Origin of the sequence: Kitasatospora kazusensis (assembly GCF_039529945.1) — a bacterium.
Lineage (GTDB): Bacteria > Actinomycetota > Actinomycetes > Streptomycetales > Streptomycetaceae > Kitasatospora > Kitasatospora kazusensis.
In genome coordinates this window covers 1-24410 of the sequence record NZ_BAAANT010000067.1, presented here as the reverse complement: position 1 = coordinate 24410, position 24410 = coordinate 1, and the positions used below count along the sequence as shown (strand labels likewise).

At 73.5% G+C, this 24410-nt stretch carries 18 protein-coding genes and 1 pseudogene; 11 read left to right on the top strand and 8 right to left on the bottom strand.

Features of this window, described 5'->3' with window-relative positions:
• A pseudogene (locus ABD330_RS30430) lies at window positions 1-245 on the bottom strand (hypothetical protein); the annotation flags it as partial.
• A 378-nt stretch (window positions 246-623) separates the two neighbouring features.
• Between ABD330_RS30430 and ssuE the strand changes: the two are divergent.
• The 5 genes from ssuE to ABD330_RS30405 all read left to right on the top strand — a co-directional run bounded on the left by ssuE (window position 624) and on the right by ABD330_RS30405 (window position 6887).
• On the top strand, window positions 624-1178 hold the full coding sequence (gene ssuE / locus ABD330_RS30425) for an NADPH-dependent FMN reductase (protein WP_344469522.1): 555 nt from the start codon (window positions 624-626) through the stop codon (window positions 1176-1178).
• A 285-nt stretch (window positions 1179-1463) separates the two neighbouring features.
• Window positions 1464-2252, top strand: a complete 789-nt coding sequence (locus ABD330_RS30420; RefSeq protein ID WP_425555697.1) for an ABC transporter ATP-binding protein — start codon at window positions 1464-1466, stop codon at window positions 2250-2252.
• 14 nt (window positions 2253-2266) lie between these two features.
• Window positions 2267-4834, top strand: a complete 2568-nt coding sequence (locus ABD330_RS30415) for an ABC transporter permease (protein ID WP_344469521.1) — start codon at window positions 2267-2269, stop codon at window positions 4832-4834.
• 339 nt (window positions 4835-5173) lie between these two features.
• Window positions 5174-6229: a glycosyltransferase family 2 protein gene (locus tag ABD330_RS30410; protein WP_344469520.1), complete on the top strand. Its 1056-nt coding sequence runs from the start codon at window positions 5174-5176 to the stop codon at window positions 6227-6229.
• Between the two features lie 46 nt (window positions 6230-6275).
• On the top strand, window positions 6276-6887 hold the full coding sequence (locus ABD330_RS30405; RefSeq protein WP_425555696.1) for an acyltransferase: 612 nt from the start codon (window positions 6276-6278) through the stop codon (window positions 6885-6887).
• Here ABD330_RS30405 and ABD330_RS30400 read toward each other — a convergent pair.
• The 3 genes from ABD330_RS30400 to ABD330_RS30390 all read right to left on the bottom strand — a co-directional run bounded on the left by ABD330_RS30400 (window position 6881) and on the right by ABD330_RS30390 (window position 10762).
• A complete protein-coding gene (locus ABD330_RS30400) occupies window positions 6881-8563 on the bottom strand; it encodes an LCP family protein (protein ID WP_344469519.1) in 1683 nt (560 codons plus the stop codon). The two genes, ABD330_RS30405 and ABD330_RS30400, sit on opposite strands and share 7 nt — an antisense overlap.
• A 131-nt stretch (window positions 8564-8694) precedes the next feature.
• Entirely contained in the window at window positions 8695-9933 is a 1239-nt protein-coding gene (locus ABD330_RS30395) for an LCP family protein (protein ID WP_344469518.1), read from the bottom strand.
• 37 nt (window positions 9934-9970) lie between these two features.
• The gene (locus ABD330_RS30390; RefSeq protein WP_344469517.1) at window positions 9971-10762 is read right to left on the bottom strand and encodes a TIGR03089 family protein; all 792 of its coding nucleotides are present in this window, start codon (window positions 10760-10762) and stop codon (window positions 9971-9973) included.
• A gap of 102 nt (window positions 10763-10864) precedes the next feature.
• Here ABD330_RS30390 and ABD330_RS30385 point away from each other — a divergent pair, with 102 nt between their 5' ends.
• Together ABD330_RS30385 and ABD330_RS30380 are read left to right on the top strand one after the other, a co-directional pair.
• Window positions 10865-11989, top strand: a complete 1125-nt coding sequence (locus tag ABD330_RS30385) for a peptidoglycan recognition protein family protein (RefSeq protein WP_344469516.1) — start codon at window positions 10865-10867, stop codon at window positions 11987-11989.
• Between the two features lie 54 nt (window positions 11990-12043).
• The gene (locus ABD330_RS30380) at window positions 12044-12952 is read left to right on the top strand and encodes a DNA-3-methyladenine glycosylase family protein (RefSeq protein ID WP_344469515.1); all 909 of its coding nucleotides are present in this window, start codon (window positions 12044-12046) and stop codon (window positions 12950-12952) included.
• 59 nt (window positions 12953-13011) lie between these two features.
• Here the strand turns inward: ABD330_RS30380 and ABD330_RS30375 are convergent, their stop codons facing one another.
• The 3 genes from ABD330_RS30375 to ABD330_RS30365 form a co-directional block, all read right to left on the bottom strand.
• The gene (locus tag ABD330_RS30375) at window positions 13012-14304 is read right to left on the bottom strand and encodes a coenzyme F420-0:L-glutamate ligase (RefSeq protein WP_344469514.1); all 1293 of its coding nucleotides are present in this window, start codon (window positions 14302-14304) and stop codon (window positions 13012-13014) included.
• Window positions 14301-15311: a 2-phospho-L-lactate transferase gene (gene cofD, locus ABD330_RS30370; RefSeq protein ID WP_344469513.1), complete on the bottom strand. Its 1011-nt coding sequence runs from the start codon at window positions 15309-15311 to the stop codon at window positions 14301-14303. Before cofD ends, ABD330_RS30375 begins: the two co-directional genes overlap by 4 nt.
• A gap of 239 nt (window positions 15312-15550) precedes the next feature.
• Window positions 15551-16186: a cysteine dioxygenase gene (locus tag ABD330_RS30365; protein WP_344469512.1), complete on the bottom strand. Its 636-nt coding sequence runs from the start codon at window positions 16184-16186 to the stop codon at window positions 15551-15553.
• A 668-nt stretch (window positions 16187-16854) separates the two neighbouring features.
• Between ABD330_RS30365 and ABD330_RS30360 the strand changes: the two genes are divergently transcribed.
• The 3 genes from ABD330_RS30360 (at window position 16855) to ABD330_RS30350 (ending at window position 23088) form a co-directional block, all read left to right on the top strand.
• Window positions 16855-17127 carry a WhiB family transcriptional regulator gene (locus tag ABD330_RS30360; protein WP_104816397.1) on the top strand — a complete coding sequence of 91 codons (273 nt, stop codon included), beginning with the start codon at window positions 16855-16857 and terminating at the stop codon, window positions 17125-17127.
• Window positions 17128-17439: 312 nt separating this feature from the next.
• The gene (locus ABD330_RS30355; protein ID WP_344469511.1) at window positions 17440-21285 is read left to right on the top strand and encodes a glycosyltransferase; all 3846 of its coding nucleotides are present in this window, start codon (window positions 17440-17442) and stop codon (window positions 21283-21285) included.
• Window positions 21286-21294: 9 nt separating this feature from the next.
• Complete coding sequence (locus ABD330_RS30350; protein WP_344469510.1) at window positions 21295-23088, top strand: DUF5719 family protein; 1794 nt, start codon at window positions 21295-21297, stop codon at window positions 23086-23088.
• 110 nt (window positions 23089-23198) lie between these two features.
• Here the strand turns inward: ABD330_RS30350 and ABD330_RS30345 are convergent, their stop codons facing one another.
• Window positions 23199-23648, bottom strand: coding sequence for a metallopeptidase family protein (locus ABD330_RS30345; protein WP_344469509.1), 450 nt, complete (start codon window positions 23646-23648; stop codon window positions 23199-23201).
• Between the two features lie 66 nt (window positions 23649-23714).
• Between ABD330_RS30345 and ABD330_RS30340 the strand changes: the two genes are divergently transcribed.
• Window positions 23715-24161, top strand: coding sequence for a DUF3499 domain-containing protein (locus tag ABD330_RS30340; RefSeq protein ID WP_344469508.1), 447 nt, complete (start codon window positions 23715-23717; stop codon window positions 24159-24161).
• Window positions 24162-24410 lie beyond the last annotated feature (249 nt).

Sequence of the window (24410 nt, the reverse complement as noted above, 5' to 3'; positions counted from 1 at the left end):
CCCGGCCGGCCGGTGCCCTGCGGCGGCCGGCCCGGAGCGCCCGGCTGCTGCTGCCGCTGCTGCGGGGGAGTGGACGGGCGCCGGGGCGCCGGGGCGCCCGGACCGCGCGGGTTCAGCCCGGGCGGCAGCGGCGGCTCGGCGCCGCCGGCCCCCGGGTACCCGCCGCCGCTGCCCTGACCGCCCCGACCGCCCTGACCGTAAGAGCTGCCGCCGCCGCTCGGGCGGCCCTCCTGCCACGTGTTCATGTGGGGAAGGATGCCCGAAACCGGCCGCCCGTAGCGACCGCCGACCGCTCGGGAGGGGCCTTGTAGCCGTTTTGATGCACTGATCGGATGGTTCCGCCGAATGTTCACCGCCCGGAACCAACCTTGACCGCCCCGAACAGGGCGTGTTTGCATGCTTCTCATGGAACAGCGATGGACTCTCACGCGTCGGCGGTACGTCGACCTGCTGCGTGTGTCCTGCTCGCTGTGTCGTGGCTGACCGCTCGCCACCCGTTCTCCCGTTCGCCCGCTCCTCCCCGCACGCCGCGCCGCGGCCGGTCGTCACCGTGCCCCGCCGTCGGCCGCTCCTTCTCCGTGCGGTGCCGCTGCCCGGCGCCGCCCTGCCCCGAGGTGAACTCCATGGCCACCGTGCTCTCCGTCTCCGGTTCCCCGTCACCCACCTCCCGCACCACCCGCCTGCTCCGGCACGTGGACGCCCGGCTGGCCGCGCTCGGCCACCGGGTGGTCCCGCTGGAGGTCCGCACCCTGCCGGCCGAGGCGCTGCTGGCCGGCGACACCTCGCACCCCGAACTGGCCCGCGCCCTCGACCTCTTCCAGCAGGCGGACGGCGTGGTGATCGGCACCCCGGTCTACAAGGCCGCGTACTCGGGTCTGCTGAAGACCCTGCTCGACGTGCTGCCGCAGTACGCCCTGGCGGGCAAGGCGGTGCTGCCGCTCGCCACCGGCGGCTCCACCGCGCACGTGCTCGCGGTGGACTACGCGCTGCGCCCGGTGCTCTCCTCGATGGGGGCCCGGCACGTGACCCAGGGGTGGTTCGTCCTGGACCGGCACATCGGGGTCGCCGAGGACGGCCGGACGACCGTCGAGCGTGAGTCGGACGTGCTGCTCGCGCCGGTGGTGGACGGCTTCGCGGCCGCCCTGGAGCACCGCGCCGAGCTCGCCGTCGTGCGCTGACCCGGCGCTACCCCGAGACGGGCGTCGGGAACCCCTAGGGGGAGGGGCCCCGACCCCGTACATCTCCCGTCGCTGCGGTTCCTCCCGGCGGATGACGACCTGTCGTCGGGGTTCTCCTAACGTGGTCCTTACCTCACCGCTCCGGACCGGCGAACTCGCCGGTTCAGCCGTTCGGGGGTGGGGCCAGCTCCAGGTCGAAGACGGAAGCCTGCACCATGTCGGGGGACACGGGGGATCCGCCAGGCTCTGGGGTAACGGGTGGAACACAGATCCTAGGAGACTCCAGTGACGACGGCAGCGACAGCCGTGCAGGACCCACAGCTTCCCGGCGGCCAGGCCGCCACGGCCGCCTCCGCGCGGCAGGTGACCAAGGCGTACGGCGCGGGGGAGACCAGGGTCACCGCGCTCGACGCGGTCGACGTCGACATCCAGCGCGGCCGTTTCACAGCGATCATGGGGCCGTCCGGCTCCGGCAAGTCGACGCTGATGCACTGCCTGGCAGGCCTCGACACCGTCTCCGAGGGCCGGATCTGGATCGGTGACACCGAGATCACCGGGCTGAAGGACAAGCAGCTCACCCGGCTCCGCCGGGACAAGATCGGGTTCATCTTCCAGGCGTTCAACCTGCTCCCCACGCTCAACGCGCTGGAGAACATCACGCTGCCGATGGACATCGCCGGCCGCAAGCCGGACGCCGGCTGGCTCGACCAGGTGGTCACCACGGTCGGCCTGGCCGACCGGCTGAAGCACCGTCCGACCCAGCTCTCCGGCGGTCAGCAGCAGCGCGTCGCGGTGGCCCGGGCGCTGGCGGCCCGGCCCGAGATCATCTTCGGGGACGAGCCCACCGGCAACCTCGACTCCCGCTCCGGCGCCGAGGTGCTCACCTTCCTGCGCCGCTCGGTCGACGAGCTGGGGCAGACGATGGTGATGGTCACCCACGACCCGGTCGCCGCCTCCTACGCCGACCGCGTGCTCTTCCTCGCCGACGGCGTCATAGTCGACGAGATGCACGCGCCGACCGCCGACTCCGTCCTCGAACGCATGCGCCGTTTCGACGGCAAGCGCACCAGCTGACGGGGCGGGATCCGATGCTGCTCAAGACCTCACTACGGAGCTTCTTCGCCCACAAGGGCCGGATGATGCTCTCCCTGATGGCCATCGTGCTGTCGGTCGCCTTCGTCTCCGGGACACTGGTGTTCTCCAACACCGCCACCGGCACCTTCGACAAGCTGTTCGCCACCACCGCCTCCGACATCTCCGTCCAGCCGCAGCAGGACAAGGTCACCAAGGACTCCGGCGAGCCCGGCAAGCCCGCCACCCTCCCGATCGGCACCGTCCAGAAGATCGCCGCCCTCCCGGGCGTCAAGTCCGCCGTCGGCGAGGTCTTCAGCCCGGACGCCACCCTGGTCAACCCCGCCACCAACAAGCAGGTCGGCCCGACCAGCGGCGCCCCGACCATCACCGGCAACTGGGTCGACACCCCGCGCAAGTCGCTGGACATCAGCTCCGGCCACCTCCCGCAGGGCTCCCACGACATCGTGCTGGACGCCGACACCGCCAAGAAGGCCGGCCTCGGCCTCGGCAGCGGCCTGCGGGTGATCACCGACAGCGGCAGCTACGACTTCGCCATCTCCGGCATCGCCACCTTCAAGACCACCAACCCCGGCGCGGCCCTCGCCTTCGTCGACACCGCGACGGCCCAGCGGATGCTGCTCGGCACCACCGCGTACACCTCCGTCGAGACCTACGGCGACGGCAGCCGGAGCAACGAGCAGCTCAAGGCCGCCGCGCTGGGCGCCCTCGGCTCCGGGTTCCAGGTGAAGACCGGGGAGGAGCAGAAGGCCGACAACGCCAAGGGCGTCGGGTCCTTCCTCGACTTCATGAAGTACGCCATGCTCGGCTTCGCCGGCATCTCGCTGCTGGTCGGCGGCTTCCTGATCATCAACACCTTCTCGATGCTGGTCGCCCAGCGCACCCGCGAGATCGGGCTGCTGCGCGCCATCGGCGGCAGCCGCAGCCAGGTCAACCGCTCGGTGCTGGTCGAGGCGCTCATCCTCGGGGTGCTCGGCTCCACGCTCGGCCTCGGGGCCGGTCTCGGCCTCGCGATGCTGTTGATCCAGCTGATGAAGGCCGTCGGGATGAACCTCACCGGGGCCTCCCTGGAGATCGGCTGGTCGGTCCCGGTCGCCGCGTACGCGGTCGGCATCGTGATCACCGTCCTCGCGGCCTGGATCCCGGCCCGCCGGGCCGGGCGGATCTCCCCGATGGCGGCCCTGCGCGACCACGGCACACCCGCCGAGGCCAGGGCCAACCGCATCCGCGCAGTCGTCGGCCTGGTGCTCACGCTCGGCGGCGGTGCGCTGCTGCTCGCCGCGGCGGGCGCGGACAAGGCGGCCACCGGCGGTGCCTACCTCGGGTACGGCGTGGTGCTCAGCCTGATCGGCTTCGTGGTGCTCGGCCCGCTGCTCGCCACCACCGTGGTCCGGCTGCTCGGCGCCGCGCTGCCGAAGCTCTTCGGTCCGTCCGGCAGGCTGGCCCAGCGCAACGCGATGCGCAACCCCCGCCGGACGGGCGCCACCGCCGCGGCACTGATGATCGGCCTGGCACTGGTCACCGGGGCCTCGGTGTTCACCTCGTCCATGGTCAGCTCGACGAGCTCGCAGATCGACAAGTCCGTCGGCGCCGACTACATCGTCACCGCCGGCCGGTCCCTGCTCACCCCGGCGATGGTGACGGCGGCCAAGTCCACGGCCGGCCTGGCACACCTGACGGAGCAGAAGGTCGTCCCCGCCATCCTCACCACCCCGGACGGCGCCACCACCGAGAACGCCGTGTCGGCGGTCTCGGAGACCTTCACCGCCGACTTCCGACTGCCGGTCAAGACCGGTTCGGCCGATGCCGTCACCAACGGCGCCCTCTCGGTCGACGAGGCGTTCGCGACCAAGCACCACCTCGCTGTCGGCGACCAGGTGACGATCGAGTACGCCCACGGCCGCAAGCAGAGCCTCCAGGTCGGCGTCGTCACCGCCACGGGCAACTCGCTCTTCGACGGCCACTTCTACGCCGCCGTCGACACCGTGGCCAAGGCCGTTCCGGCCACCGAGCTGCCCGGCGACGTGGCGGTCTTCGGCAAGGCGGCGGACGGCTCGGACAAGGCCAAGGTGCTCACCGCCCTCCAGGACTCGCTCCAGGCGTACCCGCAGCTCACGGTGAAGGACCAGGCCGGCTACAAGGAGATCATCCAGAGCCAGGTCAACACCCTGCTCTACATGATCTACGGCCTGCTCGGCCTGGCGATCGTGGTCGCCGTGCTCGGTGTGGTCAACACCCTGGCCCTCTCGGTGGTCGAGCGGACCCGCGAGATCGGCCTGCTGCGGGCGATCGGGCTCTCCCGGCGCCAGCTGCGCCGGATGATCCGGCTGGAGTCCGTGGTGATCGCCGTGTTCGGCGCGCTGCTCGGCACCGGCCTCGGCCTCGCCTGGGGCATCACCGCCCAGCGGGTGCTCTCCGGGCAGGGGCTCGCCATCCTGACCATCCCGACCGGCACCATCGTGGTGATCCTGCTGGCCTCGGCCCTGGTCGGCCTGCTGGCAGCCCTCCTCCCCGCCTTCCGGGCGGGCCGGATGAACGTCCTCGCGGCCATCGCGACGGACTGACGACCGGTACCGAGAACGCGGCGGAGGCCGGGCGCACCCAGCGCCCGGCCTCCGCCGCGTCCGCTCGGTGCCCGTCCTGCCCGTCCTGCTCGCCCTGCCCGCCACGGCCGGTCCGTCTGTCCTGCCCGCCCCGCTCTGCCGCCTTTCGTGCCTGTCCCGCCCGGTACCGGCCCCAGCCCGTACGCTCCCTCCGGGCCGGTCGGCCGCCCCGCCGCGGGCCGCCCGCGCCCGCCGGCACCGGGATCTGCACAGAGTCGACACCAGGTTGCCGCCGGGAGGACGCATACGAGGGCAACCCGGACCTGACAACGTACGGCGGCCGCCGGTACGGTGGCCTCGATGAACATCAAGGCTGCTGAGGAGCTGCCGGCGGTCTCCGTGATCATGCCGGTGCTCAACGAGGAACGTCACCTGCGCGCCGCCGTCCGGCACATCCTGGAACAGGAGTACGCCGGCGACATGGAGGTGGTGATCGCGCTCGGTCCGTCCACGGACCGGACGGACGCGATCGCCGCCGAGCTGACCGCCGAGGACCCGAGGGTCCGTACGGTGGCGAACCCGACCGGGCGCACACCGGCCGGGCTGAACGCGGCCATCCGCGGCTCCAGCCACCCGATAGTGGTCCGGGTCGACGGCCACGGCCTGCTGACCCCCGGCTACATCACCACGGCCGTCCGGCTGCTCGGCGAGATGGAGGCGGCCAACGTCGGCGGCATCATGCACGCCGAGGGCGAGACCGAGTGGGAGAAGGCCGTCGCGGCGGCCATGACCTCCAAGATCGGTGTCGGCAACGCGGCCTTCCACACCGGCGGCCTGGCCGCCCCGGCGGACACCGTCTACCTCGGTGTCTTCCGCCGCGAGGTGCTGGAGAAGCAGGGCGGCTACAACGAGGAGTTCATCCGCGCCCAGGACTGGGAGCTGAACTACCGGATCCGCCAGGACGGCGGCCTGATCTGGTTCACCCCGCAGCTGAAGGTGACCTACCGGCCCCGGCCCAGCGTGCGCGCCCTCGCGAAGCAGTACAAGGACTACGGCCGCTGGCGCCGGGTGGTCACCCGCTACCACCGCGGTTCGGTCAACCTGCGCTACCTGGCCCCGCCCGCCGCGCTGGCCGGTGTGCTGACCGGGTTGGTGCTCGGTGCCGCCGTGCACCCCGCCTTCTTCGTGCTGCCGGGCGGGTACCTGCTGGGCATCCTCGGCGGTTCGGTGGTCGAGGGGCGCGGGCTGTCGGCGAAGGCCCGGATCCAGCTGCCGTTGGCGCTCGCCACCATGCACCTGAGCTGGGGCTTCGGCTTCCTCACCTCGCCGCGCTCGCTCGCCCGCCGGGTGATCGCCAGTGCCGCCCCTAAGCCGATGGCCGCGACGCGGAGCACTTCGGCGCCCGAGGCCAAGTAGGCCGTAACACCTCCCGGCCCGGGCCCCGGCCGCTATCTTCGGCGCCATGGGGATTTCTGAGGCAGTGTCAGCCCGGGTCGAGCCGACCGCCGATGTCGACGAACGGGCCGTGATCGGGGCCGGGAGCACGGTATGGCACCTGGCCCAGGTGCGGGAGGACGCCGAGATAGGCGTGGACTGCATCATCGGGCGCGGCGCCTACGTCGGGCCGGGCGTGCGGATCGGTGACCGGGTGAAGCTGCAGAACCACGCCCTGGTCTACGAGCCCGCCGTCGTCGAGGACGGCGTCTTCATCGGCCCGGCGGCCGTGCTGACCAACGACCTCTACCCGCGTTCGGTCGACGTCGACGGCAGGCTCAAGCGCGGCGACGACTGGCACGCGCGGGGGGTGACCCTGCGCGAGGGCTGTTCGATCGGCGGCCGTGCGGTGCTGGTCGCGGGGGTGACGGTCGGGCGTTGGGCCCTGGTCGCGGCCGGCGCGGTGGTCCACCGTGACGTGCCCGACTTCGCGCTGGTGGCCGGTGTCCCGGCCCGGCGGATCAAGTGGGTCGGACGGGCCGGCGAGCCGTTGGAGGACGCCGGTGGCGGGCGGTGGCGCTGCCCGCGCACCGGCGAGGAGTACGTCGAGGCCGACGGCCTCCTGACCCTCGGTCAGTAGGTGTAGATGTGCCCCTGCGGGTTGACCTTCATGCAGCTCTTCTCGTTGTCCGCGGTGTCGGCCCCGACCGACTTCGGCAGGGCGGTCGGCGCCGCGGACGCCTTGCCGCCGGGGCTCGCCGATGAGCCGGCGGAGCCCGAGGCGGGGTAGGTCGTCCCGCTGGACCAGTCGGCGCCGATCACGAGTGCGAGCGTCCGGCTGCTGCCCGACTCCTTGAGCGCGCTGCTCGGCAGGCCGAGCGCGGCGGCCACCGCCTGGGCCTGGGCGAGCTCGGCGCTGCCGTAGGTCAGCACGGTGTCGGTGGCGCTCGTGCCGTTGCCGGGCAGGGTGACCGCCCGGGTGAAGCCGGCGTCGATCAGCGCGTTCTTGACGTCGGCGGCCCGGTTCGGGGTGGTGGTGCCGTTCTGGACGGTGACGGCGACCTCCTCCTTGGCCAGCTCCCGGATGGGTGCGGCGGCCGTCGCCCCGGCACTCGCCGAGGGGGAGACGGAGGACGAGGCGCCGCCCTTGCCGGCCTTGCCGTCCAGCGGGGTGTCGGCGAGCAGCATCTTCCAGATCGGGTCGGTCTGGGGCTTGTCGAGCAGCAGGCGGGCCTTCGGGTTCTTCGGGTCCTCGATCACCGGGACGGTCAGCGTGGTGGTCCGGTCGGTGGGCACGGCCTTCAGGTCGTTGCCGAGGTCGTAGAGCTTCGTCAGGTCGGCGATCGGCTTGTCCACGCTGAGTGCCTTGGTGGCGGCCTCCGCCAGTGACATCAGCCGGCCCGGGTCGGTGAGCGAACCGCTGTTCTTCAGCTGGCGCATCATCGAGCTGAGGTACATGTGCTGGGCCTCGGTGCGACCGATGTCGGAGCCCCAGGCGTCCCGGGTGCGCAGCCACTGCAGGGCCTGCTCGCCCTTGATGGACGTGGTGCCCTTGGGGAGCTTGAGGCCGGTGCCGCCGACGCCGGGGACCTGCCGGTCGTACATGTTCATGTTGACGCAGACCGGCACGCCGCCGATCGCGTCCGCCATGCTGACGACCCCCGCGAAGTCGACCATCATGTAGTGGTCGATCTCCAGCCCGGTGAGCCCGATCCAGGCGCCGACCACGCAGCCGGGGCCGCCGCGGGCGAGCGCCTCGTTGATCTGGACGTACTTCTGGGCGGGGTAGTTCTGCTTGCCGTCCTCGCTGTGGCAGGCCGGCATGTCGATCATGACGTCACGCGGGATGCTGACCATCGAGGCGTTGCTGCGGTCGGCGGAGATGTGCAGCAGCATCTGGACGTCGGCCAGCCCGGGGCGGTTGGAGTCGGCCGAGTCGCCGCCGAGGGCGACGTTGGCGGCGGAGCCCCGGCTGTCGGTGCCGATCATCAGGATGTTCAGCGGGGTCTGCCCGGCGGCGTTCGGCGCGGTCTTGACACCGTGCGCGTCGCTGAGGTTGTTGGTGCCGGCCTGGATGTTGCCGTTCAGGTGCTGGTAGTACAGGTACGCCGCTCCGCAGCCCGCCACCAGCGTGAGCCCCAGCGTGATGGCGACCGGTTTCAGCCAGCGCTTCCAGCCCGTCTTCCGCTTGCGGCGGTTGCCGCGTCCGGCTGCCCCGCCGTTCCCCGCCCGGCGCCCCGCGGCCCGTCCGCCCGGCAGCTGTTGGGAGCCGGTCTCGGACTGGCCGCCGGATATCGGTTCGACGTCATCGGTCATCGCGGTTCCGCCGCCTCTCGTGATCGGGCCCCCGTCGGCCGCTGTCCGGAACCTACCGGACATCACGGGAAGACTCAGAATTCGTTACATCATCAGAACGTCTGGACAACGGGAGTCCAACGCTCCGGTGTTCAGCCTGCCGGGCAGGCGTCCTGTGTCGCGGTCCGGCCTTCGAAGGTCGGACCCACCGCCGGGTTCGCAGCCGGGTTCGGGCTGTCGGAGGCCGATGCGGATGCGCCGGCGGCAGCAGCCGATCCGGTCGATCCGGCCGAGGTGGCCGGGGTCGGCGATGCCGGGACCGGCGGGACGGTCGGTGCCACCGCGACCACCTGGTCCGCGCGCAGCGCCGCGAAGAGCCGGTCGGTCTGCGGCTGCACCAGCTGGTCCCGGTTCGGGTCGGCCGGGTACGGGCGGCGCGGGGCGGTCAGCAGGGCCAGGTTCCCGGTCGGCATCGAGCGCAGCTCCTGCGCCAGGTCGTAGAGCGCGCCGAGGCTGCTCAGGCCCTGGTCCGCCGTGATCGCGGAGGTCGCGGCGTTCAGCAGGGGCCACAGCCTGACCGGGTTGAGCAGCACCCCGTCCGACTGCACCTTGCGCATGAGTGCGGCGAGGAACTGCTGTTGACGCCCCATCCGCTGGGTGTCGCTGCCGTCGCCGAGCGACTCGCGGACCCGGACGTAGCCGAGGGCCTGCTCGCCGTTCAGGGTCTGCCGCCCGGCTGGCAGGTCCAGCTGAGCGTCCCGGTCGTGGATCGGCTGCGGTACGCAGACCTGCACGCCGCCCACCGCGTCCACCATCTTCTTGAAGCCGGTGAAGTCCAGGATCAGATGGTGGTCCACCCGGATCCCGCTGAGCTGCTCCAGCGTCCGGATCGAGCAGGCCGCGCCGCCCAGTTCGAAGGCCCAGTTGAACTGCATCAGCCCCGCCTGTGAGCGGGTACCGTCCGGCAGGACGCACCCGGGCACGTTCACCATCGCGTCGCGCGGGATGCTGACGGCCGTGGCGTGCCGACGGTCGGCGGCCAGGTGCAGCAGGATCGCGGTGTCCGAGCGCGCGTTCGTCGGCTCGCCGCCGGAGTTCCCGTACGCGGCGTTCGGGCCGCTGCGGTCGTCGCTGCCGATCAGCAGGATGTTCTCGGCGTTCCCGGCCGCCGGGCTGCGGCTCGGCCGCTCGGACTCGGCCTGCTTCAGCAGGGCGCCGGTGGCGGTGTCCGTCCTGATGTTGCCGTCCAGCCGGTGGTAGCCGTACCAGGCCAGCGCACCCCCGGCGACCAGCACCAGCGCGAGCGCGCAGACCGCGATCCGCAGGAACCTGCGGCGCCCCCCGCCTCGGGAGGTCGGGGGGCGCGCGCTCTGGTCATCGTCCTCGGCCATGAGGGGCATCCCTACCCCCGGGACGGCCCGGTCCGGTTCAGCTCAGCCGTACAGTCACCCGTTCGGACTCGATCCGCTTCTCCCACTGCTCCTCCGTCAGCCCGCCGGAGTTCCGGCAGAGCACCACCGAGGCGCCGGCGGCCAGCGGAGCCAGCAGCCCGGCCTCCAGACCGGACCAGTCGTCGTACGAGAGGGTGCTGAGCACCCGGCTGCCCGTGCCGAGGCCGAGCCGCAGCGCGCCCTCGCGGGCGAGCTGGACGGTCTGTTCGCCCGTCAGCTTCAGCGGCAGTCCGTCGATCGTGGTCTCCAGGGCGAGCGAGAGCGGGTCGACGGGGGAGTACGGCGCGAACCGGTCGCCCTGGCCGGGGACCTCGGCGGCGTAGTCCAGGAAGCCGTCCGGGCGCTGCGGGAAGCGGCCGCCCAGCGGGCGCAGCGCCAGGGCCACCCGTTCGCCGGAGCAGGCGTGGGCGGACTCCAGCCCCTCCGGCCCGCTGACCACCAGGTCGGCGTCGGCCGGATCGCCGCCGGGCAGTGCCACGACCCCCACCGACCAGCAGGCGAGCAGCCAGACGGCGCTCTGCCAGTGGGCGGGGAGGAGCAGGGCGGCCCGGTCCTCGGGGCCTGCGTTGAGTTCGTCCTGGATCAGATTGGCGGTCTTGGCGACCCAGTTGTCGAAGGTCTTGGCGGAGAGTTCGACTCTCTCGCCGGTCGCGTCGTCGTAGAACGTGACCAGGGGACGTGAGGGATCCGCATCGGAGGCCCCCGCGCGCAGGTATGCGTGCAGCAGCTCGGCGGGGGTGCGGGCGTCGGCAGCGAAAGGCGCAGTCATGGTGCGGTCCAGCCTACGACCTCCGGGCTCGACCCCGGGAGGGGAGGCGGCAGCTGAGAACTGGCGTGGCGTCAGAAAGATTTTGGCCGCAATGTCATATTTATGCGCTTCTCTCTGCTCGCCGTCTCCGTCGCGGTCGCCACGACCGCCGCCGTCCTGTCCGTTCCCGCCGCCTCGGCCCGTCCGCCGGCGGGTGGTGTCACGGTCCTGCCGCTGACCGCCGCCCGGCGCGGCGCGGTGCAGGGCGCCGAGCTGGCACCGCGTGGCACCGGCGGCTTCGCCCTGGTCGGCGTCAGCTGGGACGACCCCGGGGCGGCACCGGCCGCTACCGTGGAGGTGCGGACCCGCTCCACCGCCACCGGCCGGTGGAGCGACTGGCGGACGCTGGCCACCGACGAGGAGGACCGCCCGGACACCGACTCGCCGGAGGGCGGGGGCGGGGGCGGGAGCGGGAGCGGGGGCCGGGGCAGGGGCGCCACCGCCCCGCTCTGGGTCGGCCCCAGCGACGGTGTCGCCGTCCGCGCCGCCACCGGCGGCCGCCCGCTGCCCGCCGGGCTGCGCGCCGAACTCGTCGACCCGGGTGCCGATCCGGCCCCCGCCGCCGCCCGGGCACGGGCGGGGGAGGGCCCGCGCCCGGGCATCGTCACCCGCTCGGGCTGGGGCGCGGACGAGACGCTGCGCGAGCCGGACTTCCAGTACACCGGCCCGGTCCGGGTGGTCTTCGTGCACCACACCGACACCACCAACGACTACGCCTGCGCCGACGCCCCGAAGATCATCCGGGCGATCTACCAGTACCACGTGAAGAGCAACGGCTGGCGCGACCTGGGCTACAACTTCCTGGTCGACAAGTGCGGCACGATCTACGAGGGCCGGGCCGGCGGGGTCGCCCAACCCGTCCTCGGCGCCCACACCCTCGGCTTCAACACCGACTCGGCCGGTGTCGCGGCGCTCGGCACCTACGTCTCCGGCGCCGTCCCGCAGGCCCAGGTGGACGGCATCGCCAAGCTTGCCGCCTGGAAGCTCGGCCTGACCGGCCGCGACGCGGCCGGCACCACCACCCTGGTCTCCGCCTCCGACGGCAGCCGCTACCGGAAGGGGACGACGGTCACCTTCAACGCCGTCTCCGGCCACCGGGACGCCTTCAACACCGAGTGCCCGGGGGAGGCCCTGTACGGCCGGCTCGACGGGATCCGCAGCTGGGCGGCCCACCTCCAGGGGCGCTGACCCCGCGCGTATCGTTCACACCGGACGGCACGCGGCGGGCGGCGGTGAGGACAGATGCCAGGCGAAGTACGGCGGTGGCGGCCCGATTTCCCGCTCGACCTGCCCCGGACGCTGCTCCCGCTGCGGCGCGGCCCGGCCGACCCCGCCTACCGGACAGCCGGGGACGGTTCGCTCTGGCGCGCCTCGCGCACGCCCGCCGGGCCCGGCACCCTCCGGGTGGCCGTCCGGGCGGGCGAGGTGGAGGCGCAGGCCTGGGGGCCGGGGGCGGCCTGGCTGCTGGCGCGGCTGCCCGCGCTGTTCGGCGCGGCCGACGACCCGTCAGGGCTGGTGCTGCCGCCGGGCCCGCTGCGGGAGGCCCAGCGCACCCACGCCGGGGTGCGGCTCGGCCGGACGGGGCTGGTGCTGGAGTCGCTGGTCCCCGCGATCCTGGAGCAGAAGGTCACCACCGGCGAGGCGTACGGCTCCTGGCGGACCCTGCTGCGCGGTTTCGGTACGCCCGCGCCGGGTCCGGCCGAGGGTCTGCGGGTCCCGCCGTCCGCCCGCGAGTGGGCGCTGATCCCCAGCTGGGAGTGGCACCGCGCGGGCGTGGACCCGAAGCGCGCGGCGACGGTGGTCCGCGCGGCCCGGCTGGCGGCCCGGCTGGAGGAGGCCTCCGTGCTGCCGCACACCGAGGCGTTCGCCCGCCTCACCGCGGTGCCCGGCATCGGCACCTGGACGGCGGCGGAGACCCTCCAGCGCAGCAACGGCGACCCGGACGCGGTCTCGGTCGGCGACTACCACCTGCCCAACCTGGTCGGCTGGGCCCTGGCCGGCCGCCCCCGCAGCGACGACGCCCAGATGCTCGCCCTGCTCGCCCCCTACGCCGGCCACCGCTACCGGGTCTGCCGCCTGATCGCTCTCACGGGCGCCCGCGCCCCGCGCTACGGCCCGCGCCTGGCGCCGAACGACCACCGCCACCGGTAACCCGACAGGATCGGGTAACCAGATCAGGGGCGCGGGGAACCCGTACGCGTTCGGGTCTCTTACCGTACGGCGATAAAAGCGTCCGCCGCGCGGACCTCGCGGGAGCGAGGAGCCTCGGCGGGCCGGCCCACGGCCACCGCGCCCATCGGGTCCCACCCCGCCGGCAGGTCGAGGACGGCTCGGACGGTGTCCCGGCAGAACATGGTCGAGGACACCCACGCGGAGCCGTACCCCTCCCCGGCCAGTGTGACCAGCAGGTTCTGTACGGCCGCCCCGATCGCGACGGTGAACATCTCCCGTTCGGCCGCCGCCCGGCGCTCGTCCGGGTAGTCGTGCGAACCGTCCATCACCAGGCACGGCACGACCAGGTAGGGCGCGTCCCGCAGCACGTTGCCGCGCGCGGTCCGGCGGGCGATCTTCGCCTCGTCCCAGCCGTCGAGTGCGGCCAGGTCGCGCTGCCAGGCCTCCAGCATCGCGTCGAGCAGCCGCTCCCGGACCTCCGGGGACTCCAGCAGGACGAACCGCCAGGGCGTGGTGTGGTGCGGTGCGGGCGCGGTGACGGCCGCCGCGACCGCCCGGCGGACGGCGGCCGGGTCGACCGGCTCGGCGGTGAAGGACCGGATGGTCCGCCGCAGCGTCACCGCCTCGCGGACGGCCTCGGAGGTGCCGAGCCGGAACATGTCCTCGGCGGCCGGCCGGACCAGCGGCCGGGCGCCCTCGCCGTCCTCCACGGTGACCAGCTGCGGCAGGCCCCGGACGACGGCGACCGGCGTGCCGGTGGCCTTGCCCTTCACCAGGTCGGCGGCGGCGGCCAGTTCGTCGGCGGTCGCGGTGACGGTCATCGCCAGCTCGTTGCCGTGGCTGTCGGTGCGGCCCCGGTGGTCCTCCAGGACGGACAGGCCGGCGGCGCCGATCGCGACGTCGGTCAGCCCGTTGCGCCAGGGGCGCCCGAAGGTGTCGGTGACGACCACCGCGAGCCGGCGGCCCGTCAGCTGCCGGAGCCGGGCCCGCAGGGCGCGCGCCGAGGCGTCGGGGTCCTCGGGCAGCAGCAGGACGGTGCCGGGCGCGGTGTTGGAGGCGTCGACCCCGGCGGCGGCCATCACCAGGCCGTTCCGGTTCTCGACGATCCGGACCGGCCCGCGCCGGGCGACCACCCGGACGGTCTCGGCGTCGATCGCGGCCTCACGGTCGGTGGCGTGCAGCAGACGGCCCTCCGCCTTGCTGACGATCTTCGAGGTGACCAGCAGGATGTCGCCGTCCTCGAACTCGCCGGCCTTGGCGATCAGCTCGGCGAGGTCCGCCCCGGCCCCGATCTCGGGCAGGCCGGTGACCGGGAGGATCTCCAGGCTCACGCCCGCACCTGCTCGGCCAGATCCAGCGCCGCCCGTGCCATCGCGGCGGTCGCCTCGGGGTCGCTCATCAGCAGCGGGACGGCCCGGCACGGGATCCCGGCGGCCTCCACCGCCGCGACCGACGCCGCGTCCGCGGTGTCCACCAGCCAGCCGTCGAGCAGGCCCGCCCGTCGCCCACCACCACCCTCGTTCGAAGCGCTCCGCACTGCTCCCTTTCTGCCGTAGTGCAGTGCGACGGCCTCGGCGGTGGTGTCGACGCCGACCGCCTGGAGCACCTTGTCGGCCATACCGCGCACCGGCGACCCGCCGATGATCGGCGACAGGCCGACGACCGGCGCCGCGGCGGAGCCGACGGCCTGCCGGATCCCGGGCACGGCGAGGACCGTGCCGATGCTGACCACCGGGTTGGACGGCGGCAGCAGGATCACGTCCGCCGCCGCGATGGCCTCCAGCACGCCCGGCGCGGGCTTCGCGGTGTCGGCGCCCACCGGGATGATCGCCTCGGCGTCCACGGCCGCGTGCAGCCTGACCCAGTACTCCTGGAAGTGCACCGCCCGGGTGCCGGACTCGTCGGTGATCCGCACATGCGTCTCGACCCGGTCGTCGCTCATCGGCAGCAGCCGGACCCCGGGCTGCCACCGCTCGCAGAGCGCCTCGGTGACGGCGCTCAGCGGGTAGCCGGCGGCGAGCATCTGGGTCCGCACGATGTGGGTGGCGAAGTCCTTGTCGCCGAGCCCGAACCACTCGGGACCGACGCCGTACGCCTTCATCTCGCCCTTGATCGACCAGGTCTCGTCCGCCCGGCCCCAGCCCTGCTCCTCGTGGATGCCACCGCCCAGGGTGTACATCAGGGTGTCCAGGTCGGGGCAGACCTTGAGCCCGAAAAGGTGGATGTCGTCGCCGGTGTTGCCGATGACGGTGATCTCGTCCCCGGGCCCGGTCACGTCCTTGAGGCCGCGCAGGAAACGCGCCCCACCGATTCCGCCTGCCAGTGCCACAATCCGCATGCGGCCATCCTGCCAGGCGCGGTGTGCGCGCGGCGCAGCGGAACCGTGTGCACCTCGGTAACCACAGCAGGGGCGCGGCCGGTCTGTGGGCATACGGGCAACCACATCAGGGGCGCGGGGAACTGCGCGCGCAACCGTGCACGGACGTTGTGCCCTGGTCGCGCAGTTCCCCGCGCCCCTGGGGGTAACCCGTTCCCGAACGGTGGGCCCCGCCAGGGGTCGCGCAGTTCCCCCGGGGGTCAGAAGGACTCGGGCTGCCACTCCGGGACGGCCGACGCGTACTGGTTCATCTCGACCAGGCCGGGGGAGTAGAGGTGGATGGAGACCGCGGGTTCGAGTGCCGCGTTGACGACCTCGTGCAGGTAGCCGGAGGAGAACACCCGTTGTCCGCCGGGCCGCAGGGTGCGTGAGTCGTCGCCCGCGGTGGTGAGCGAGCGTTCGACGAGTTCGCCCTGAAGGACCGTCATCACGCCGGCGGACCGGCCGTGGTCGTGGAAGCCGCTGCTCTGGCCGGGCAGCCAGCTGAGCAGCCAGACCTCGTAGCCGGGGCCGGTCTCCAGCCGGGAGTACCAGCGGGTGAGCGCGTCGTACCGGACCAGCGGGGCCCAGCGCTCGGTGTCGGCGGCGATCTCGCGGACCAGCCGCGCGTACCCGGCGACGGTGGTGGGGTGCTGCGGCAGGTCGGTGCGGGTCAGGTGCGGGAAGGCGAGCGGGTCTCCGGCGATGCTGACGTCGCTCAGGCCGTCGGTCCACGGCCGGCGCGGTGGGGTGACGTGGGGTGTGCCGGGGGCGGTGACGGGGGCGGTGGCGGGGCCGACTCGGCGGGCGAGCTTGCTGCGGTCCCGGTTGCGCCGACGGATGCGGGGCAGTCGCATGAACAGGTCCTCGGATGGCTGCGGGTATGGGATCAGCCGGATCCGCGGAGTTCAGGGGGGACTGTCGCGCGGTCGGCCTCGATGTTCGCTGGGCGGCGCGCGGTGGGACGCGAGCGCCTAGATACAGCGACAGAGGCGACAACAGAGCGAGTTCACGGCACGACGAAGCACGACCTGGCGGCTTCGGTGGGTGGCGAACTCTGACATGAGAGCAAGCAGACCGCAAGAGGGGTGGCAGTGTCAACCCAAACCGGGGGACATTCGGGTCACATCACCGACGAACCACCGGATGGGGTGATAAATCACCCTCTAGGTTTCAATGTGAAGATCGCCGGGAAGGCAGCCCGATGACCCGGCAACCGGGCCGGTGCTCTCCGACGTCCCCCCGTTCGGGGGGTGGTCAGGTTCCGGTGGTCCGTGTTGACTGCAAGTCAGCCGGTGGGTGGTTGCGGACGTTTGAGCCCGGATCGGGGCCGAAAATGCTAAATGTCCGGATATGTAAACTTATCGTAGCGCCTTGGTTCCGGGGAGTGAATCCTCGGCCCAATACCAGAGCTCGGCTTGACTGAGCCAGAGTGACGCACATGTAATTTCACTCGTGTCGTTCCGCCGCTCCCGGCAACGGCAACACCACGGGGATGCCACAAGGGGCAGAGGAGGCGCGCCAAATGAGCGAGCTCTTTGAGCTGTTGATCGGTGAGGGCATCGAGGAGGAGGAAGAGGAGCTCGGTTGGCAGGAGCGCGCACTGTGCGCCCAGACCGACCCCGAGTCCTTCTTCCCGGAGAAGGGCGGCTCCACCCGCGAGGCCAAGAAGGTCTGCCTCGCCTGCGAGGTCCGGTCCGAGTGCCTTGAGTACGCGCTGGCCAACGACGAGCGTTTCGGCATCTGGGGAGGCCTCTCCGAGCGGGAGCGCCGCCGTCTCAAGAAGAGCGCCGTCTGACCGGCTCCACCCACCGCAGTTGTGCCAGCGCCTCACCAGGACGGTGAGGCGCTTTCGCATGTCCGGGCCCGGCCCGGGCCCGGACGGACCCGCCCCGCGCCGGGTCCCGCCACCTCCCCGTCGACCCCCGTCGCGCAGGCCCCTCACCAAGGCCCCCCGCCCTCTGCACGGACTCCGCGAGCGCCGCGTCCACCCAGAGCCGTTAGTGTGGTGCGCCATCCGGATGCCTCGCATCAGGACTGCCGACCACACCTGAAGCCACCGGCTGCATCCACCGGTTGCATCTACCGAAACCTGGGGCCTGCGCACTCGATGACTGTCCACAGCCACCAGAGCGGTTTCTCCGCTGCCAGGCCGCCCGCGTACCCGCGTCACCTCGTCACGGCGGTGATCGTCTCGCACGACGGTGCCCGCTGGCTCCCGCAGGCCCTGGCAGGCCTGCTCGGCCAGGACCGGCAGGTGCAGCGCGTCCTCGCGGTGGACACCGGCTCCACCGACGCCTCGCCCCAACTGCTCCAGGACGCGCTCGGGGACTGGCTGCCGCCGTCCGGCCCGATGGTCCTCGGCCGCCGGGCCGGCTTCGGCACCGCCGTCGCGCAGGCCGTCCAGAGCAGCCCGCCGCTGCGCCCCGAGGACCTCCCGTACAGCCTCGACCCCTCCGGCTACGACCCGGTCACCGGCGGCTGGGACGACTTCGGCGACCCGCTCGGCGCCGAGCACGACCTCGGCCAGGGCGGTCCGCGCGAAACTCAGCCGATCGAGTGGCTCTGGCTGCTGCACGACGACTGCGAGCCGCAGACCGACGCGCTGCGCCGCCTGCTCCAGGTCGCCGACTCCACCCCCAGCGCCGCCGTGGTCGGTCCCAAGCTGCGCAGCTGGTACGACCGCCGCCAGCTCCTGGAGGTCGGCGTCACGATCGCCCGCTCGGGCCGCCGCTGGACGGGGCTGGACCGCCGCGAGCAGGACCAGGGCCAGCACGACCAGGTCCGCCCGGTGCTCGCCGTCTCCACCGCCGGCATGCTGGTCCGCCGCGACGTCTTCGAGGAACTCGGCGGCTTCGACCCGGCGCTGCCGCTGATGCGGGACGACACCGACTTCTGCTGGCGGGTGAACGCCGCCGGCCACCGCGTCGTGGTCGCCCCCGACGCCGTGCTCCGGCATGCCGAGGCCGCCAGCCGCGAGCGCCGCTCCATCGACTGCGGCGCCGCCCACCCGCACCGGGTGGACAAGGCCGGTGCCGTCTTCACGCTGCTCGCCAACTCCAGGGGCCTGCTCTTCCCGTACGTCCTGCTCCGGCTGGTGCTCGGCACCCTGGTGCGGGTCGTCGGCGACCTGATCGGCAAGGACCCGCGCCAGGCCTTCGACGAACTGGCCGGCCTCGGGCACGAGCTCGTCCGGCTGCCGCGCATCCTGCTCGCCCGCAAACGCCGGGCCCGGACCCGCAGCGGTGACGCGCTCGACGACCGCACGCTCTTCCCCGCCCCCGGCGCCACCACCCGGCTCGCCGTCGAGCAGGCCATCGGCGCGCTCGGCATCGGCGGCGGCGGCGACGAGTCCGGTGCCGGCCGCCACGGCACCGCCGAGTCGGGCCCCGGCGACGACGACGCCGACGACCTGGTGGTCGAGCAGTTCGCGCTGCTCAAGAAGCTCGCCCGGCGTCCGGCGCCGCTGCTCTTCACCGCCCTGCTGGTCTTCGCCCTGATCGCCTGCCGCAACCTGCTCGGCAGCGGCAGCCTGCTCGGCGGCGCCCTGCTGCCCGCCTCCGACGGCGCGGGCGGCCTCTGGACCATGTACGCGAGCAGCTGGCACCCCGTCGGCACCGGCTCCACCGCCGCCTCGCCGCCGTACCTCGCGGTGCTCTCGGTGCTCTCCTGGCTGCTGTTCGACCACGCGGACCTCGCGGTCACGCTGCTGCTGGTGCTCTCGATCCCGCTCGCGGCCGTCAGCGCCTACCTGGTCTCCCGCCCGCTGATCCAGTCCAAGATCGTCCGGGCCTGGGCCAGCGCCACCTACGCCCTGCTGCCCGCCACGGCCGGTGCACTCGCCGAGGGGCGGATCGGCACCGCCGTGCTGGCCGTGCTGCTCCCGCCGCTGGCCCGCGCCGCCGCCGTCACCGCCGGTCTGGGCATCCGCAAGGAGACCGCCGCCCGAGGCGCCCGCCCCGGCTGGCGGAGCACCTGGATGGCGGTCCTGATGCTCACGGTCAGCACCGCGTTCGTCCCGCTCACCTGGGCCATCGCCGTGCCGCTCTCGCTCGCCGCCCTCGGGCACGCGGTGCTGCGCGGCGGCGCCTTCGGCTCCGGCACGACCGCACTGCGCCTGCTCGGGCTGCGGGTGCTGGTGATCCTCGGCATCCCGGTCCTGGTGCTCGCACCCTGGTCGCTCGGGGTGCTGGCACACCCGTCCCGGCTGCTGCTGGAGGCCGGCCTGCCCGGCTTCAGCGGCTCCGGCGCGAGCTCGCTCGGGCTGCTGCTGGTCAACCCCGGCGGCTCCGGCGTCCCGCCGGTCTGGCTCTCCGCAGGTGTCGTGCTGGCCGCGCTGGCCGCCCTGCTGCGCGCCGACCGCCGCCGCGCGGTGCTCGCCGCCTGGGGCGCCGCCGGTGCCGGGCTGCTCTTCAGCGTGGCCGTCGCGGGCACCGGCGTCACCCCGGCCTCCGGCGGCGCCGCCGTCGCGGCCTGGGCCGGGCCCGCGACGCTGCTGGCCGGTGTCGCGCTGCTCGCCGCCGCCGCGATCGGCGCCGACGGCGCCAACGCCCGGGTCGCCGGGATCGCGTTCGGCTGGCGCCAGCCGATCGCCGCCCTGATCGTGGCCAGCGCCGTCCTCGCCCCGCTCGGCACCGCCGTCTGGTGGGCCGCCACCGGAGCGGACGGCCCGCTGCGCCGCACCGCCGACGCCCAGGTCCCCGCCTTCATCGCGGAGGAGGCCGGCACCAACGGCCGCCCCCGCACCCTGGTGCTGACCGGCGACGCCGCCGCCACCGACGTCCGCTACACGCTGGTCCGCGGCGCCGGCCTGACCCTCGGCCAGGCCGAGGGCACGGTGGACGGCTCGGACACCGCGCAGAGCGGCCTCACCAAGCTGGTCGGCGGCCTGCTCGCGGGCTCCGGCGGCGAGCAGGCCAAGAACCTGGCCGGCTACGGAGTCGGCTACGTCGAGGTCAAGGACCCGATGATCGGCAAGGTCGCCGACGTCCTGGACACCACCCCGGGCCTGACCAAGCTCAACCAGGAGAACGGCGTCGCCCTCTGGCAGGTCACCGGCCTCCCGGCGACCCGAGCGGTGATCACCGCGGCCAAGGGCGTCCCGGTTCCGGTGCCCTCCGGCGTCGACACCATCGACACCACCGTCGCGGCCGGTCCGGCGGGGCGCGTGCTGCGCCTGGCCGAGAGCGCCGACCCGGACTGGCAGGCCACCCTGGACGGCACCGCGCTCAAGGCCACCGACCCGGTCGACGGCTGGGCCCAGGGCTTCGAGCTCCCCGCCACCGGCGGACACCTGGTGGTCACCCGGTCCGGCAGCCTGCTGCACACCGGCTGGATCTGCCTGCAGCTGCTGCTCGGCGTCACCGTCCTGGTGCTCGCCCTGCCCGGCCGCCGCAACCACAACGACGACGACCTGCCCGAGGAGGTGGTCGCCGCAGCCGCGCTGGCCGCCGCCGCCCAGGCGCAGGCGCAGGCCCCGCTCCCGGGCAGCCGCCGGGCCCGCCGGATGGCCGAACGCGCCGAGGGCGAGGGCGAGCCCGGCGAACCCGAGGCCGGCGTGTACGCGGGCACCGTCCCGCAGCAGGCCGCCGCCGAACCCGAGGCCGAGCCCGCCTACGCCGCCGCCGACCCGTACCAGGAGCAGTACGCGCAGGACCAGTACACGCAGGACCAGTACACCCAGGAGCAGTACACCTGGGACCCGTACGCGGCCCAGCAGCAGCCCGTCGAGGGCCAGTACGGCCAGCAGCAGTACGCCGACCCGTACGCGCAGCAGCAGCCCTACCAGGAGCAGTACGCGGACCCGTACGCCCAGCAGTACGGCGGGCAGCAGCCCGAGCCGTACTACGACCCGTACGCGGCCCAGCAGCAGCCCGAGCAGTACTACGACCCGCAGGACCCGGACGGCACGTACGGCAACGGCGGTCACCCGCACCACAACGGATCGGGGAGCTGACCCGCCCTCATGAAGAAGCCCAGCCTCAAGGCACCCAAGCTGAAGACGTCCCGTACCGAGCCCGGCACCGAGCCCGGCGCCGAGCCGTTCACCGAGCCGTTCGAGGTGCTGTCCGACGGGTCCGGCGCCGAGCCCCGGGCCGGGCGGCCGTCCTTCCGGGCGGCCGCGCTGACCGGCGGCGGTACCCGGACCGGCCAGTCCCTGCTGGCCGCCGCCGTGGTGCTCGCCGCGGTGTTCGGCATCGCCGAGCTGCGCCCGCCGCTCACCCCGGCGGCCGCCGCCGGGACGGGGGCGGCCACCACCGCGCAGGTCGAGCGCACCTCACTGGTCTGCCCGCAGCCGCTCCAGGGCCTCACCGGCAGCACCTCGCTGACCCTGTTCAGCCCGGCCGGGGCGAAGGCCACCGGCGGCTCGGCCTACCTGTCCGACGTCGCACCGCCCCCGGCCGCGCCCGCGCCGTCAGCGTCAGCGTCCGCGCCTGCCGCGCCCGCGCCGTCCGGGGCGGCCCCCTCCGGTGCGGCCTCGCCCACATCGGGAGGCACGCCCGCCGGCACGCCCACCGGGGCGTCCGGGGGAGCGCCCAGCGACGCCAAGGTGGTCCTCACCAAGCCCGGTGTCCCGGCCACCGGACCGGCGGCCAACAACGACAACGCCCCGGGCAGCGCGGCCGTCGCCACCGGCGGGTACGCCCCGGGCTTCAGCGTCACCCAGACCACCACGGTCACCGACCAGTCGGGCGTCGGCATGTCCGGGATCAACTGCGCGCCGTCCGGCACCAGCTTCTGGTTCTCCGGCGTCAGCACGGCGGGCGACCGGGTCGACTACGTGAGCCTGGTCAACGCCGACAGCGCCCCGGCGGTGGTGGACCTCAAGCTGTACGGCCCGAACGGCCCGATCGACAACGACGCCGCCAACGGCATCACCCTCCCGGCCGGCACCTCACAGGACCTGCGGCTGCCGACCTTCGCCTCCAACGTCAACGATCTGGCCCTGCACGTGATCGCCCGCAGCGGCCGGGTCGGCGCGGCGGTGCACGCCGTGGACGGCACCAAGGGCGCCGACTGGATCGCGCCCTCGGTGGATCCGACCGCCTCGGTGGTGCTGCCCGGCCTGCCGGCCGACACCTCGTCCGCGCGCCTGGTGGTCGCCGCCCCCGGGGACGACGACGCCGACCTGAAGATCCAGATCTCCGGCAAGAACGGCTGGTTCACCCCGGCCGGGCACGAGACCATCCACGTCAAGGCGGGCATGGTCGCCGCCACCGACCTCCAGGTGGCCGGCCAGCTGCCGGTCGCGCGGGGCGAGGTCGGCGCCGTACGGCTGACCCCGACCGACCCGGCGCACCAGACCCCGGTCGTCGCCGCGCTCCGGGTCGACCGCAGCCAGAACGGCAGGTCGGACGCGGCCTGGATCAGCGGCAGCGCGCCGATCGGGCAGCGGGCGAGCCTCGCGGAGAACCGCGGCGGCGGCGTCGGCACGCTCTACCTGACCTCCAGCGGGGCGGCGGCCAAGGTCCGGGTGTCGGTGTCCGCGGGCAGCGGCGGCGGCACCCCGGCGACCAAGGACGTCGACGTCCCGGCCGGTGCGACGGTCGGCATGCAGGTCCCCGAGCCGGCCGGGCTGAACGGCGTCTTCGGCCTCACCGTCGAGACGGTCTCCGGCGGCCCGGTGGTGGCGGCCCGGATGCTCGCGGTGAACGTCAACAACATCCCGATGTTCACCGTCCAGGCCTTCCGGGACGACCACAGCACCGTCCAGGTCCCGCGGGCGGACCAGGACCCGGGCGTCCTGATCCGGCCGTAGCGCGGCGCGGACGGGCCGGGGGCCCGGGCGGGCAGGGCCGGCCCGGGCGGACGGGCGCGGGGCGGATCAGGAAGCGGCCCCGCCGCCCCGCCCGGCCCCGTGACCCCTCGTCACTCCTCGTCGAACCGGGGATCGATCGCGTCGGGCGAGAGCCCGAGCAGGTCGGCCACCTGCTCGATCAGGATCTCGTGGACCAGCGCGGCCCGGTCCTCCCGGGCCTTGGCCCGGATCTCCACCGGGCGGCGGTAGACCACGATCCGGCTCTTGCCGCCCTGCTTGGCCGGGATCAGCCGGCCGAGCGGGATGCTCTCCGGATCGGCCGCGCCCCGCTCGGGGAGCGGCACCTCCTGGACGGCGAACTCCACGTCCACCAGCTGCGGCCAGCGCCGCTCCAGGCGTTCCACCGACTCGCGCACGTAGTCGTCGAACAGCTCGGAGCGGGTCAGCGAGATCGGGACCTGAGGCGGTGCCAGCGGCCCGCGCAGGCCACGCCCGTGGCGGTCCCGATGCCCTCGCCGCTGCGGGGGATCCGTGGGTGATCGGTGTGCAGAGCTGTCCATATCAGTGTCGAGCGTAGCCCTTGTGGACCCGGAAGTGGACCATCCTGACAGCATCTCGACACCCCCGTGCCGACGACACGTGACACTTGCCGGGGGCCAGGTCTTCGCGGCCCGGCCGGTAGTGCGGTACCGTCCACCCTCGTGAGCTCTGTACGTCGTTGTTCGCGGACCGCGTGCGGCCGACCGGCCGTCGCGACGCTGACGTACGTCTACGCGGACTCGACGGCCGTCCTCGGCCCGCTCGCGACCTACGCCGAACCGCACTGTTACGACCTGTGCGCCGAGCACGCCGAGCGCCTCACCGCCCCGCGGGGCTGGGAGGTCGTCCGCCTGGCCCCCGATGTCGGCCCGGTCCGCCGCTCCAGCGACGACCTCGAAGCCCTCGCCAACGCCGTCCGCGAGGCCGCCCGCCCGCAGGACCGTGCCCCCCGTCAGGGCCGCCCGCCCGAGGCGGGCCCCGGCGAGGCCGGCCGGCGAGGCCACCTGCGGGTGCTCCGCTCACCCGACAACTAGGGCCTGTCTGACAATTCCCGCCGGGTCCGTCCCACAACCCCGGCCGGAAGGTGTCCCCCCGCGCCCGGGTGCCGTACCTCCGGGGTTCACTTCCGTCCACCTGGCGCCAGGTACGCTGCCCACGTTCGTTCGAGTACCTGAAGATCCTGGTGGGAGCGGTAGTGCGGGACCTCAAGCAGTTGGTGAAGGCGTACGACGTCCGGGGCGTGGTGCCGGACCAGTGGGACGAGTCGTTGGCCCGCGCGTTCG